General features: G+C 71.0%; 10 protein-coding genes and 1 pseudogene. 5 read left to right on the top strand and 6 right to left on the bottom strand.

The genetic code is table 11. The features are described from left to right. Nucleotides 1–247: 247 nt before the first annotated feature. Nucleotides 248–1,990, top strand: coding sequence for a protein kinase domain-containing protein (locus QOZ89_RS11220; RefSeq protein WP_312623712.1), 1,743 nt, complete (start codon nt 248–250; stop codon nt 1,988–1,990). A gap of 163 nt (nt 1,991–2,153) precedes the next feature. Here the strand turns inward: QOZ89_RS11220 and QOZ89_RS11215 are convergent, their stop codons facing one another. The 3 genes from QOZ89_RS11215 to QOZ89_RS11205 form a co-directional block, all read right to left on the bottom strand. After that, nucleotides 2,154–4,409, bottom strand: coding sequence for a bifunctional polysaccharide deacetylase/glycosyltransferase family 2 protein (locus QOZ89_RS11215; RefSeq protein ID WP_312623711.1), 2,256 nt, complete (start codon nt 4,407–4,409; stop codon nt 2,154–2,156). Further along, nucleotides 4,406–4,531, bottom strand: coding sequence for a hypothetical protein (locus QOZ89_RS11210; protein WP_274536643.1), 126 nt, complete (start codon nt 4,529–4,531; stop codon nt 4,406–4,408). The genes QOZ89_RS11215 and QOZ89_RS11210 overlap by 4 nt, the downstream gene beginning before the upstream one ends. A gap of 98 nt (nt 4,532–4,629) precedes the next feature. Then, nucleotides 4,630–5,709, bottom strand: coding sequence for a LacI family DNA-binding transcriptional regulator (locus QOZ89_RS11205; protein WP_312623710.1), 1,080 nt, complete (start codon nt 5,707–5,709; stop codon nt 4,630–4,632). Between the two features lie 212 nt (nt 5,710–5,921). Between QOZ89_RS11205 and QOZ89_RS11200 the strand changes: the two genes are divergently transcribed. Then, nucleotides 5,922–6,062 carry a hypothetical protein gene (locus tag QOZ89_RS11200; protein ID WP_312623709.1) on the top strand — a complete coding sequence of 47 codons (141 nt, stop codon included), beginning with the start codon at nt 5,922–5,924 and terminating at the stop codon, nt 6,060–6,062. A gap of 10 nt (nt 6,063–6,072) precedes the next feature. Here QOZ89_RS11200 and QOZ89_RS11195 read toward each other — a convergent pair whose 3' ends face one another. After that, the gene (locus QOZ89_RS11195; RefSeq protein WP_071054784.1) at nt 6,073–6,549 is read right to left on the bottom strand and encodes a helix-turn-helix domain-containing protein; all 477 of its coding nucleotides are present in this window, start codon (nt 6,547–6,549) and stop codon (nt 6,073–6,075) included. A 131-nt stretch (nt 6,550–6,680) separates the two neighbouring features. Here QOZ89_RS11195 and QOZ89_RS11190 point away from each other — a divergent pair, with 131 nt between their 5' ends. The 3 genes and pseudogenes from QOZ89_RS11190 (at nt 6,681) to QOZ89_RS11180 (ending at nt 11,233) form a co-directional block, all read left to right on the top strand. Further along, nucleotides 6,681–8,414 (top strand): ABC transporter ATP-binding protein, encoded by a 1,734-nt coding sequence (locus tag QOZ89_RS11190; protein WP_312623708.1) that lies wholly within the window; start codon nt 6,681–6,683, stop codon nt 8,412–8,414. Then, nucleotides 8,411–10,363, top strand: a complete 1,953-nt coding sequence (locus tag QOZ89_RS11185; RefSeq protein ID WP_312623707.1) for an ABC transporter ATP-binding protein — start codon at nt 8,411–8,413, stop codon at nt 10,361–10,363. The genes QOZ89_RS11190 and QOZ89_RS11185 overlap by 4 nt, the downstream gene beginning before the upstream one ends. A gap of 97 nt (nt 10,364–10,460) precedes the next feature. Continuing rightward, nucleotides 10,461–11,233 (top strand): annotated as a pseudogene (locus QOZ89_RS11180) (SDR family NAD(P)-dependent oxidoreductase). Nucleotides 11,234–11,378: 145 nt separating this feature from the next. On the opposite strand, the gene QOZ89_RS11175 reads toward QOZ89_RS11180, so the two are convergent. Next, the gene (locus QOZ89_RS11175) at nt 11,379–12,221 is read right to left on the bottom strand and encodes an acyl-CoA dehydrogenase family protein (protein WP_491723649.1); all 843 of its coding nucleotides are present in this window, start codon (nt 12,219–12,221) and stop codon (nt 11,379–11,381) included. 74 nt (nt 12,222–12,295) lie between these two features. Next, nucleotides 12,296–13,483, bottom strand: a complete 1,188-nt coding sequence (locus tag QOZ89_RS11170; protein WP_312623706.1) for a cytochrome P450 — start codon at nt 13,481–13,483, stop codon at nt 12,296–12,298. Nucleotides 13,484–13,814: the final 331 nt, after the last annotated feature.

Below are 13,814 nucleotides of genomic sequence, written 5' to 3'. Positions count from 1 at the left end.
GCTACGACGCCGAAGCCGAGCTGGAGCCTGGCGCGGAACGCGTCGTCACCCTAGTCGCCGACCGCGGCGCCTCCAAACGAAGCGCTGCTCGATCACGCGCAGCGCGTGGCCGGCGACGGCGACGGCGTAGCGCACGGCCCTGCCGGGCGAGATAGATCCCCGGGGCTCGGTGGAGACGCTGGCGATCGGAACGATAGTGTCAGGCCAGCGCCCAGGATGTACTCGACGAGCTCCGTGCGGGAGACCGATGACCAGTACGTTGGGAGCAGACCACGTCGGCTCGGCGGGTGGCGTACTGCCTGCTCCGGCGAACGCCGCCAGTGGGGCGGAGCCACCCTGGGAGGTGGTGTTCACCCCGCTCGCCCCCGACGACCCCCGCGAGATCGGCGGGTACAGACTGCGGGCGCGGATTGGCCAGGGTGGTATGGGCGCGGTGTACTTCTCGTACACCCTCGGTGGGCAGCCGGTGGCGCTCAAGGTAGCCCGGCCCGAGATCGCCGCCGACCCTGAGTTCCGCCGGCGCTTCGCCTCCGAGGTGGCGATCGCCCAACGGGTGCAGGGCGTTTACACCGCTTCGGTCATCGACGCCGACCCGCACGCCGTTCGACCCTGGCTGGCCACCGCCTATGTCGCCGGCCCCTCCCTGGCCGTCGTCCTCGCCCGCCACGGCCCGCTCCCGGTGGACACCGTCCTGGTACTGCTCGCCGGGGTCGCGGAAGCGTTGTGTTCCATTCATTCCGCCGGCGTTATCCACCGTGACCTCAAACCGGGAAACATCATTCTTGCCGGAGGCGGTCCCCGCGTCATCGACTTCGGGATCGCCCGGGCGGTCGAGGCCGCCACGACGGCGCTCACCCGAACCGGTGCATGGGTCGGCACCCCGGCATTCATGCCCCCGGAGCAGGTCCGGGGACAACAGCTGGACACGGCCGGGGACGTCTTCTCCCTCGGCGCGACGGCCTATTATGCGGCCACCGGCGCGTTGCCGTTCGGCTCGGACGCCGCAGTCTTTCACCGCATCATGAACGAACAGCCCGACTGGGACCGCTGCCCGGTGCGGATCCGCGGCGTGCTGCAGCAGTGCGTGGCGAAGGACCCGGCGGCTCGCCCCGCCACGGCGGCGCTGATCGAGTTGTGCCGGGAGGCGTCCGTTGGTGAGTGGCGACCGATCGGCGAGGGTTGGCTGCCCCCGACCGTGACCGCCGACCTCACCCGATACAGCCTCACCCCGCCCGAACCGCCACCTGGGCCGTCCTCGACAGCCGAGGCGGTCCGTTCGCGGTCACCGGAACCGGCCACACCCGCGGCCCCCGACCGGCCGGGCCGCCGACGGTCGTTCTGGCTTGCCGGCGCGCTCGGCGCGGCCGTACTCGCGGCCACCCTCGCGGTCACGTTTCTCGTCGTGTCGAACAAGGGATCGGACCAGTCGAAGGCCGGTCGCACGGCGACCGCGGCGGCCCTCGTGAACAGTTCCGCCGACGCCGCGACGCCCGGGAACCCGGCCAGCGGCGGTGTCGTCGCCGACAATCCCGTCACGGCACCCATGACGGCACCCGCGGCGAACACCTCGGCCTCATCCTCGACCGCGGCGGCCGGGGCCTCGCCGGCCGGCTCCGGCATCATCTACAGCGCTGCTCTGAAGAATCAGAACTCCGGGCTCTGTATCGGCGACAGCGTCTCGCAGGGGCTTCGCCACAACACGTGCAACGGAGGCGCCTACCAGCGGTGGAAACTCACCCACCGGAGCGACGGCAGCTACCAACTCCGAAACGAACAGTCCGGACTGTGTATCGACGACAGCGTCTCGCAGGGACTTCGCCACAACACCTGCAACGGAGGCGCCTACCAGCGGTGGAAACTCACCCTCCAGAGCGACGGCAGCTACCAACTCCGAAACGAACAGTCCGGACTGTGTATCGGCGACAGCGTCTCGCAGGGACTTCGCCACAACACCTGCAACGGAGGCGCCTACCAGCGGTGGTACCGCTGACCGGTGAGCCTTTTCACCTGGCGGGTGTACCTGCCAGAACTCGGCCTCGGGGCGTGACCTGCTCGAGTGCGACGCGCAGTAGCCGTATCCGGCCCAGCCGGCAAGTTCGGAACGGGCCACGGTCGCCCCCGGCTCCCACGCGCCGACCGCCCTCGGACGCTTCCTACATCCGTCCTGCCGATCCGACCGTCGAGCGGCCGTCCAGCGCCAAGCCGGCACTGCCGGCACGAGCAAGTTTGTGCCAGCGCAGCCGGCTGCCCAGTAGCGCGCTGACCACGGACTGGATGATCACCAGGTACATGACCTGCCGGTAGACGATCTGTTGGAACGGCAGTGCCCAGAGCGGGCCAAGTGGTTCGGCGTCCAGGCGGAAGGCGTATGCGGTGCTGGCGAGCTGTATGCCGAGGAAACCGAGATAGAAGGCGAGGACCAGACCGCGGTCGGCGAACAGCAGGCCATAGACGGCCATCAGGTCGACCGCGGGGGCGAGCATCGGCAGCAGCACCTGGAACATCAGCAGGTAGGGGAGCCCACGGCGGCCGAACCGACCAGCCGCGCCGTGTTCCACGAGGGCGTGCCGGTGCTTCCACATCGCCTGCATCGTGCCGTAGCACCAACGGTAACGCTGCCGCCACAGGGCGCTGAGAGAGGACGGTGCCTCGGTCCAGGCGCGGGCGTCCTCGGCGTACACCACCCGCCAGCCCGCCCGGCACAGGGCCATAGTCAGGTCGGTGTCCTCGGCGAGGGTGTCGTCGGAGACGCCGCCCACCGACTCCAGGGCATCGCGGTGGAACGCGCCGATGGCACCGGGCACCGTGGGCATGCATTCGAGCACGTCGAACATCCGACGGTCGAGATTGACGCCCTGCACATATTCGATGTGCTGCCAGCGCCCGAGCAGCCGCCGCCGATTGCCGACCTTGGTGTTGCCGGCGACGGCGCCGACAGCGGGGTCGGCCAGCGGCTGGATGACCTTGCGAACCGTATCCGGTTCGAAGACCGTGTCCCCGTCGACGAGGACGAGCACGTCGTGCGAGGCGACCGCGATGCCGTGGTTGAGGGCGGCCGGCTTACCCTGGTTGTCCTGCCGGACCACGATCACCTCGGGCAGGTCGAGAGCTTCGACGATGCCGGCGGTGCCGTCGGTGGAACCGTCGTCGACGACGATCACTTCCAGGTCCTCGTGATCGCTGGCAACCAGCGACAGCACCGTGTCGGTGATTCCGACCGCCTCGTTGTAGGCGGGGACGATGACACTGACCGGTGGGGCGATCTCACCACTGTGCCGCAGTCGGCGCCGCTGCCGGCGGGTGTTCCGCCGGTGTCTGCGTGCGATCGCGACAACGATCAGCGTCCGGACGAGCGTGAGCGCGGTGAGCGGAACAAGCAGTACGGAAAGCGCCCAGGTGATGCCGTGGGAGATCGTGTAGGCCGTCAGCAGCGCCTGACCCCGCAGCCGGGTGACACCGCCCGAGGGCCGCGTCGCCGCATCGGCGGGTAGTCGCAGCCCTTGGGAGACGGTGACGAAGTGGTAGCCCCGCGCATCCAGCGAGCTGAGCAGCCGGTCGACCGCGGCGACAGTCTGGGCACGGTCGCCGCCACCATCGTGCATCAGGACCACCGCACCGCCGGTGCCGGCGGGAGTCGCGGCCTGCACTATCGCGTCGACGCCGGGGCGAGTCCAGTCAAGGGAGTTCAGGTCGCTGAGGACGATCAGATAACCCTGCTCGGCGAGTTCCCGATAAACGACCTGATCGACGCCCGAGACGGCGTCCGGCGTCGATGAGTAGGGCGGACGCAGCAGGCTGGAGGTGGCGCCGGTGCCCGCGAGGGCCGACTGCGAGAGGGCCAGTTCGGTCCGGCGACGCCAGTCCGGGACGGCAGTGAGGTCACTGTGGGTGAAGCTGTGCACGCCCACCTCATGGCCTTCCCGTCGGATGCGCCGGACCAGGTCGGGGTGCTCCAGCACCCGAGTGCCGACAACGAAGAAGGTGGCATGCGCCCCATGCCGACGGAGCACGTCGAGGATGGCCGGTGTCCATCGCGGATCCGGTCCGTCCTCGAAGGTCAGCGCTATGGTCCGGTCCGGCATGCTCCGGGCCTGGCCCGTCACCGGGATGCCGAGCGGCTGCTCGGCCGCGATCCGTTGGATCGCGTTGTGCCACGCGGCGAACGCGCGGCCGTCGGGCGGCCTGCCGATCAGGTTGAAATGAGTGAGGCGGTGCTCGGTGAGCAGCGCACGGATCGACGGAAGCCCGAAGAACGGCACCGGGTCGTCCACCGTGGGGACCGCGGCGAACGTGTGGAACAGCAGGCCGGCCTTGAGTTCGAGGGTCATCCGGCCGAGCAGGTCCTCGACCCGCGCCTCGACGCACAGCGAGGCGTCCTGGTAGGGAAACCTGGCGCCTTCCGCCGTCATCGGGCGTCGTTTCCGGTAAGAGTGGCTGGCCCGTCCTCGATGATGGTCCTGGGAAACGCGTCGAGGACGCCGGCGACCATGGAGAGCGTCCATGCGTCGCGCTCCGCGCTGGCGGCAATCACGTCATCGCATCCTTCTGGTCCTGGCCCACCGCCATATTTAACACATGTTCAGCAGTCTGGACAGACCCCTGGACAGGACGCTGGAGACGATGGGCGTCCTAGAGCGCCAGTGGCGACGCCGCCAGGGCGGGCCCGCGCCGTCGCTGGCGCACGTCCCGATGACGCTCGGCGGTCGAGTCGCGCACCACGAGCCGTACCGGCAGCACCCCCGGCTGGCCGGTCCGGCCCCGGCCGCCCTCGATCATCCCGAGCACATGCCTGGCCGCCGTGACCCCCTGGGTGTACAGCGGCGCGGCCACCGTCGTGAGCCCGGGGGTAACGAGGTTGGCGGCGGCGATGTTGTCGAAGCCCACCACGCTGACGTCGCCCGGCACCCCGATCCCGTGGGCGGCGAGGCCCCGGATGAGGCCGATGGCCAGCTGGTCGTTGTAGGCGACCACGGCGGACGTCGGCTGCGTCTGGAACTGCTCGGCCGCTTGGACGCCACCCCGCACGTCGGGAGCGAACGGGCCGATCCGCCGGATGCGCAGCGACAGCTGCGCGGCCGCGTCCCGTAACGACCGCCATCGCATCCCGTCCGCCCAGGACGCCTCCGGTCCGGCGACGTACGTGACGTGTTCGTGCCCGAGCGCGCCGAGGTGCTCCGCGGCGTGGCGCGCCCCGCGCGCGTTGTCCGTCACCAGGCACGGGACGTCGACGAGCGCCCGGTTCAGCACGACCACCGGCTTCTGCTTGGAGATCATCCGGATCGCCGAGTCGGACATCCGGGAGCTTGCGAGGACGATCCCGTCGACCGCGGTCACGGCGCGCTCCAGCGCCGAGCGCTCGAGCCGGTCGGACTCCTGGGCGTCGGCCAGGACGACCGTGTAGCCCGCCGCGGCGGCCGCGGCCTGCGCTCCCCGGACGATCTCGGCGTAGAAGGGGTTGGCGATGTCCAGGATGACCACGGCGATCATGTTGGTGCGGGCGGTCGACAGCGCCCGCGCGACCGGGTTCGCGCGGTAGCCGAGCTCGTCGGCGACCCGCCGGATGCGTTCGGCGGTCGCCGCGTTCACCCGGCCCGGCCGGGAGAACGCCCGGGAGACGGTCGAGGGGGCGACGCCGGCGTGCCGGGCCACGTCGTAGATCGTCACCGCGCGCGGCCCCCACGGCACGTCCAGCACGTTCGGCTCTGCCATCGGTCGACTCCTTCGGCCTCGCATCTGGAGGGCCTCCGAGCGGGCGTGGCCTCGCCGCCGCCGCGCGCCCTTCAGCCGGGGGCCCGGGGCGGCCACGGTAGGCGTCCTCCGCCACCCAGGCAACCGGTCCCGGCCAGATCCCGCAGGAGGCGACGCGTCTCTGTCGCACGAGTGGCAACTCACGGCAACCGATTGCCTCACCGATCGGCCGTGTGACCTCCTGCGCAGGCGCCGCGCGGATCTGGCCGGGACCGGTCGCGGCAGCCTCGAACAGGAAGGGCGTCTTCACCCGCGACCGCCGGCCCAAGGCCGCCGCCTTCGCGCTACGCCGCCGCTGGCGCGGCGCCACCTGACGACCGGGCGCTACCTGACGACCGGTCCCGCCCCGTTCCGGGCGGCGGCCGCGTCGCCGCCCGGGTCCCGCGGCGCCAGCAGGCCGGCCAGCGTCTCGAGGGCGTCCTTGACCCGTTGAACCTCGGCCGGGTCGGTGCTGCCGATCGCCGTGGCGAGGGCGTCGTCGATCTCGGCCGGGGGACGGTCCTGGGAGCGCCGCAGCGCCTCGGCCGTGGGGCGCACCAGCGTCCTGCGGCGGTCGGCGGGGTCGGTGACCGCCTCGACGACACCGGCCTCGCGCAGCCGGGCCACGCACGCCGAGACCTGGCTCTGCGGGAACCTGACCCGCGCGGTGATGTCCGAGATCGAGCTGCCCGGGTTCCCGAAGACGTCGAACACGACCGCGCGAGTGGGCGCGGACAGCTGGTGGAGCCCGACCTCGGGGATCGCCTGCTCGCCGAGCTTCATCAGCCTGCGGCCGAGCTGGAACAGTTCGAATCCGTCCATGACAACCTTACACTAATCAATCAACCATGATGCATCTATCTTGATGTAACCCGCCTCGCTGGCCTAGTCTCGCAGGCGCACAGCCCGCTCCCCCGGCTGCGCGCTCTCCCCGACGACCGTTGTGAGGCCCCGTGCTGCTTCGTCTTCTGCTGCCTTACGCGCGCCCGTACGGACGGGACGTCGCCCTCGTGGCGGCTCTCCAGGTCGCCCAGACCGGGGCCGCCCTCTACCTTCCCTACCTGAGCGCCGACGTGATCGACAACGGCGTCCTGACCGGCGACACGGGCTACATCTGGCGCCTGGGCGCGCTGATGACCGGCGTGTCGCTGGCGCAGCTGCTGTGCGCGGTCGGCGCCGCGCGGGTCGCGGCGCGGATGTCCACGTTCCTGGCCCGCGACCTGCGCGCGGCGATGTTCGACCGCGTGCAGTCCTTCTCCGCGCGGGAGCTGCACCGGTTCGGCGCGGCCTCGCTGACCGTCCGCACGACCAACGACATCCAGCAGGTCCAGATGCTCGTGCAGACGACGCTCACGTTCATGGTCACCGCGCCGATCATGTGCGTCGGCGGGATCGTGTTCGCCCTCACCCAGGACGCGCCGCTGTCGCTCCTGCTCGTGGTCGTCGCGCCGGTACTGGGCGGTCTCGCCTGGGCGGTCCTGCGCCGCATGACGCCGCTGTCGGTCACCCTGCAGGACACGACGGACTCGGTGAACCGGATCATGCGCGAACAGATCATCGGGCTGCGGGTCATCCGGGCGTTCGTCCGGGAGGAGCACGAGCACACGCGCTTCGAGGTGGCCAACGACCTGCTCACCGACACGTCCGCCCGCGTCGGCCGGATCATGGCGCTGATGTTCCCGCTGGTCACGGCGGTCGCCAGCGTCTCGAGCGTGGCCGTGGTCTGGTTCGGGGCGGGGCGCGTCGAGAGCGGGGCGATCGGCGTCGGGGCCCTGTCGGCGTTCCTCGGCTACGTCCTGCAGATCCTCGGGGCCGCCGTCATGATGACCTACCTGCTGCGGATGCTGCCCCGCGCCGAGGTCTGCGCCCGGCGCATCGGCGAGGTCCTCGCCACCGAGAGCACCGTCGCCCCGCCGGCGGCTGGAGTGGCGGCACTCCCCCACCCCGCGCGGGTCGAGCTTCGTGACGTGGAGTTCCGCTACCCCGGCGCCGAGGCCCCCGTCCTGGCCGGCGTGAGCCTCACCGCCGGCCCGGGCGAGACCGTCGCGGTCGTCGGCGGCACCGGCAGCGGCAAGAGCACGCTGCTCAGCCTGATCCCCCGGCTGGCTGATCCGTCGGCGGGCGCGGTGCTGGTGGGCGGCTCGGACGTGCGCCGGCTGGACCGGGCGCTGCTGAGCCGCACGGTCGGCTACGTCCCGCAGCGTCCGTACCTGTTCTCCGGGACGGTCGCCTCGAACCTGCACTACGGGGATCCCGACGCCACCGAGGACGACCTGTGGCGGGCGTTGGACATCGCCCAGGCACGCGCGTTCGTCGAGGCGCTCCCCGAGGGCCTGGCGGCACCGGTGACGCAGGGCGGCACCAACCTCTCCGGCGGCCAGCGCCAGCGGATCGCGATCGCGCGCGCCCTGGTCGGCAGGCCCGACGTGTACCTGTTCGACGACTCCTTCTCGGCGCTGGACTACGCCACGGACGCGCGGCTGCGCGCGGCCCTGACCCGGGAGACCTCCGGGTCCACCGTGGTCATCGTGGCCCAGCGGGTGAACACGATCAGGGGAGCGGACCGGATCGTCGTGCTCGACGAGGGGCGGGTGGTCGGCACCGGGACGCACCGCGAGCTGTTCGCCGGCAACCCGACGTACCGCGAGATCGTCCTGTCGCAGCTGACCGAGACGGAAGCGGCGTGAGGCGGGCCCGAGGCTCCCGCGGCCCCGGCGCGGCCGCCGCCGCGGTCCCGACCCCGCGGCGGCCCGACCGGTCCAGCGACACGCGCCGCACGGCCGGACGTCTCTGGCGCGCGGTACGCCGGCAACGGGGCCTGCTGGCGGGAACGGGCGTGTTCGCCGTCGTCAGCGTCGTCCTCACCGCGGCCGGCCCCTGGCTGCTCGGCCGCGCGACCGACCTCGTCCTGGCCGGCGCGATCGGGCGCCAGTTCGAGGCAGGCACCACCCGGGTCGAGGTCATCGCCGACCTGCGGGCACACGGCCACGGCACCGTCGCGCGGACGCTCGGCACCGTGGACTTCACGCCCGGCCACGGGATCGACACCGGCGCGCTCGCGCGCACCCTGCTGTACGCGACGCTGGTCTACGCCGGCGCCGGGCTGTGCGCCTTCATCCAGGGATGGATGGCCAACCTCGCCGTGCAGCGCGTCATCCGCGGGCTCCGCCAGGACGTCGAGGTCAAGATCTCCCGAGTACCCGTCTCCTACATCGACCAGCACCGCCGCGGCGACCTGCTCAGCCGGGTCACCAACGACATCGACAACCTCAGCCAGAGCCTCCAACAGACGTTGAGCCAGCTCGTCATCCCGCTCGTCAGCATCGCGGGAATGCTGGCCGCGATGTTCTGGGTCTCCTGGCTGCTGGCGCTGATCGCCCTCGTCACCACCCCGTTGTCGCTGCTCGTCGTGGTGCTGGTCGGCAGGCGGGCGCAGCCGCTCTACCTGGAGCAGTGGAAGCAGACCGGACGGCTGAACGGCCACATCGAGGAGATGTACACCGGCCACGCGGTGGTGAAGGCCTTCGGGCGCGAGCGGCAGGCGGCGGATGCCTTCGCCGAGGGCAACGAGGCGCTGGCCGAGACGACCCGCCGGGCCCAGGCCACCTCGAGCGTCCTACAGCCCGCGATGGTGTTCCTCAGCAACCTCAACTACGTCCTCGTCGCGGTGGTCGGCGGGGTGCGGATCGCCGCCGGCGCGCTGACGGTCGGCGACATCCAGGCGTTCATCCAGTACTCGCGCCAGTACAGCCAGCCGCTCGTCTACCTGGCGAGCATGGCCGGCATGGTGCAGTCCGGCATCGCCTCGGCCGAGCGGGTCTACGAGCTGCTCGACGCACCCGAGCAGTCGCCGGACCCGGTCGGGCCCGACCGGCTGGCGACACCGACGGCGAGCCGCGTCGCGTTCGAGGACGTGACCTTCCGCTACACCCCCGCCAGGCCGCTCATCGAGAATCTGTCGCTGGTCGCCGAGCCGGGGCAGACGATCGCCATCGTGGGCCCGACGGGCGCCGGCAAGACCACACTGGTCAACCTGCTCATGCGCTTCTACGAGGTCGGTGCCGGGCGCATAACGCTGGACGACGTCGACGTCGCCACGCTGCCGCGCGCCCGGCTGCGGTCCCGCATCGGAATGGTCCTGCAGGACACCTGGCTGTTCGGCGGGACCATCGCCGACAACATCGCCTTTGGCAGGCCCGACGCCACCCGCGAGCAGATCGTCGCCGCGGCGAGAGCCGCGCACGCCGACCGGCTCATCCGAACCCTGCCCGACGGCTATGACACCGTCCGCGACGACGACGGTTCAGGCGTCAGCGCCGGGGAGAGACAGCTGCTCACCATCGCCCGCGCGTTTCTCACCGAGCCCGCCGTTCTCGTGCTCGACGAGGCGACCAGCTCGGTGGACACGCGCACCGAGGTCCTCATCCAACGGGCCATGGCAAGTCTTCGAGAAGGCCGCACGGCGTTCGTCATCGCGCACCGCCTGTCCACGATCCGCGACGCGGACACGATCGTGGTCATGGACGAGGGGGCGATCGTCGAGCAGGGCACGCACGACCAGCTCATCGCCGCGGGCGGCGCCTACGCGCGCCTGCACGCGGCACAGTTCGGCGACGCGACGTCGGCACTCCTGTGACGGCGATTCGGCGACGCTGACCGTCGCCGGGCACCAGCCACGGTGGCGCGCAGGGTTCACTTGCCCGTTCACAGCAGTCCCTGCACGGTCGTTCAGCATGAATCCGTTTCCGGCGTGGGCCGAACCCAGGACCGCCATCGTCACCGGCGGCGGCTCGGGTATCGGGCTGGCCATCAGCAGGCGGCTGGCGGCCGAGGGCGCGGCGGTCGCCGTGTGGGACCTCGACGGCGACACGGCCAAGGCCACGGCCGCCCTCATCGAGGAGGCCGGTGGCCGGGCGGTGGGTCTGGCCGTCGACGTCGCCGACCGGTCACGGATCGACGAGGCGGCCGCCGAGGTGCGGGCCGTGTTCGGCCCGGCGACGATCCTCGTGAACAACGCGGGCATCTCGCCGTTCAAGCGCTTCCTCGACATCACCCGGGAGGACTTCGACCGGGTGTTCGCCGTGAACATGCGCGGCACCTTCGACTGCTGTCAGGCGGTCGTCCCGGACATGATCGCCGTGGTTGGGGGCGCATCGTGAACATCGCGTCCTCGGCCGGACAGGTCGGCAACGCACTGCAGACCCACTACGCGTCGACCAAGGCCGGCGTCATCGGCCTGACGAGGTCCCTGGCCAAGGAGCTCGGGTCCAAGGGAATCACGGTGAACGCCATCCCGCCGAGCTTCATCGACACGCCGACGCTGCAGAGCAGCAGCGCCGCCGGCTACCTGGGCAGTGGGGTCGAGACGCACGTGCGCTCGACGCCGGTGCGACGGGTGGGCCAGCCCGACGACATCGCCGCGGCCTGCGCCTACGTCGTGCGCGACGAGGCGAGCTTCGTCACCGGCCAGGTGATCGGGGTCAACGGCGGCCGGACGATCGGCTGAGCGGCGGGCCGAGCCGGTCGCAGGCAATTCCGAACGACGCCCAGAAGCCCCGGAGCCAGCAGACCCAGAGGAGGTGCGATGGCTCGCATAACCCCGCTCCCGCCACGCGAGTGGCCGGCCGAGATGCGCGCGGTGCTGGACGCGATCAACCCGACCCTGCACGGCCAGCCCGAGCCCGACCTCGGCAAGCGGCCGTCGGGTCGCGACGTGCTCGCCTCGTTCGCCCCGTCATGTCGAAGGCGGCCTGCAGGGCGCCGACCGCCTCCGCGTTGCCGAGGACGGCGGCGAGCTGCGCCTGCCGCTCTATCTGCGCGGCGGCACCGCCCAGCTCGCCGACCACGGCGCTGGCCGGAAGCCGGACGTCGTTGAAGCGCACGACCGAGAATCGGCGCGTCAGGTCGATGGTGCGCATCGGTTCCGTCGACACGCCAGCCGTGTCAACCGGAACCACCACCTGCGTCAGTCCCTCGGCCGCACGTCCGGTAACGAGAAGGTAGTCGGCCTGCCCGGCCGCCTCGACCGGACGCTTCACGCCGTTCAGCACGACGTCGCCGCCCTCGGCACGGCACCGCAGGGCCACCTGCCGCGGGCCGGCCTGCGAGGACGGCTCCGCGTGGCACCACGAGGCGACCGAGGCGCCGGACAGCAGGGATTCCAGCACCGGCGCGAAACGCTCCTCACCGGCGGCGCTCAGCGCGGCCGCGACGACGTTCGTCGCCACCAGCGGTCCCGGCGCCGCGCGGGCGCCGAACTCGTGCGCGATCATGCACAGGTCCGCGAGCGCGGACCCACTGACCGATCCGCCGCCGTCCGCCTCGGACACCAGCAGCGACGTCCAGCCAAGTTCGGCACCGCGGCGCCAGAAATCCAGGTCGAACCCGGCCGCGTCGGCGCGGAGCCCTCGGATCTTGTCTACCGGTACCTCGGCGGCGAGGAAACGCGCGGTGGTCTCACGCAGCATCTCCTGGTCGGCGGTCAGCTCCGTCAACAACGGGTCACCCCCTTTCTCTTTTGAGGCGTGGCGAGCGGTTCGATGTACCTTTGACTTGCCTTTGATTACAGTCAGAAGGTGATGGGCAGCTTCTCGTAGCCGCGGACGGTGCTGGTGTGCACGCGTACGGCGTTGTCGTGGTCGACATCCCAGGCCGGGAAACGCCGCAGGGCCTCCTCCAGGGCCAGCCGGCTTTCGAGACGAGCCAGCCCCGCGCCGAGGCAGAAGTGGATGCCGTGACCGAACGACACATGGCTGTCGATGACACGGTGGATGTCGTAGCGATCGGGGTCGGGGTACCTGCGCTCGTCCCGCCCCGCGGATGCCGTGAGCAGCAGGACCTTCGACCCGGCCGGGATGGTGGTGCCGTGCAGCTCGACGTCCCGCTTGGTAACCCGGCCCTGGACCGGGGACGGCGCCTCGTAACGCAGCGTCTCCTCGAGCGCGTCCCTGATCAGTGACGGGTCCGCGGCGAGCTGGGCACGCTGGTCCGGATGGGCGGCCAGCAGCGCGCCGGCCCAGCCAAGCAGCCGGGCTACGGTCTCCGTCCCCGCGCTGACCAGCAGGTTGGTGAAGTCGGCCGCCTCGGAGGTCGACAGCCTTCGGGTACCACCGTCGGCCGCTCTGACCTCGGCCTGGACGAGCGCGGTCATCATGTCGTCGCGCGGTGCCTTGCGCCGGGCCTCGATCTGGTCGGAGAAGTAGCCGTGCATCTTGATCTGAGCGGCGAAGGAGACATCGTTGACGATCCCCTTCTCGTCGTCGATGTGCAGCGACTGGTCGATCGTCCGCCGGACCTCCTCGCGATCCGCCGGATCGACACCGATCAGCTCGGAGATCACCATCGACGGCAGCAGGGCCGCGAAGTCCTGAACGAAGTCGAAACCGCCGGAGCCGATCCGGGAGTCGAGCAGCTGGGCGGCGATCGCGCGGATGGCGCCCTCCATCCCGCCGACTCGTCGCGGAGTGAAGGCGCGGGACACCAGTACCCGCATCGTCGTGTGCGTGGGCGGATCCATGAAGATCATCTGCCCGACGTTCATCGGCTCGGGCGACATGATCTCCAGCACGGTGCCATGCGCCGAGCTGAACGTCGCCGGATCCAGATGCGCCGCGTCGACGTCCGCGTGCCGGGACAGCGCGTAGAAGTCGAACTTCTCATTGCGGTAGACCGGTGCCTCGTCCCGCATCCGCCGCCAGACGGGATACGGGTCGACGTCGATCTCCTTGTCGAACGGGTCCCAGTACAGGTCCGTCACGGATCCGTCCTTTCTCACGCAAGCTGTGCCTGCTTCTCGACGAACAAGCCACGCCCACTCGCTGCGGGAATGGATGGCGGCGTCCGCGTCGGCCGCTCCCGCTCGCGGCGCGCCCACGGGCGCCCGCTCCTTCGGGATCACCGCGAAGGGATCCCGGCGATCTCGTCGACCATCAGCCGGGGTCCCAGGTCGCCCCCGGCGGGCATGGGCACGGCCGGGGTTCGTGGAACAAGAAGTTCCGTCGGTACCGGGCGGTCCGACGCGCCGCGGTACCGACGGAAACTCTTCGGTGCGACCACGTCCGCACGTGGTCGGGGCCGGACGGGCGCGG

Origin of the sequence: Pseudofrankia coriaricola, from assembly GCF_032027725.1 — a bacterium.
Taxonomy (GTDB): domain Bacteria; phylum Actinomycetota; class Actinomycetes; order Frankiales; family Frankiaceae; genus Pseudofrankia.
Note: the sequence above shows the minus strand (reverse complement) of the source record. Positions and strands in the feature narration are given on the sequence as shown.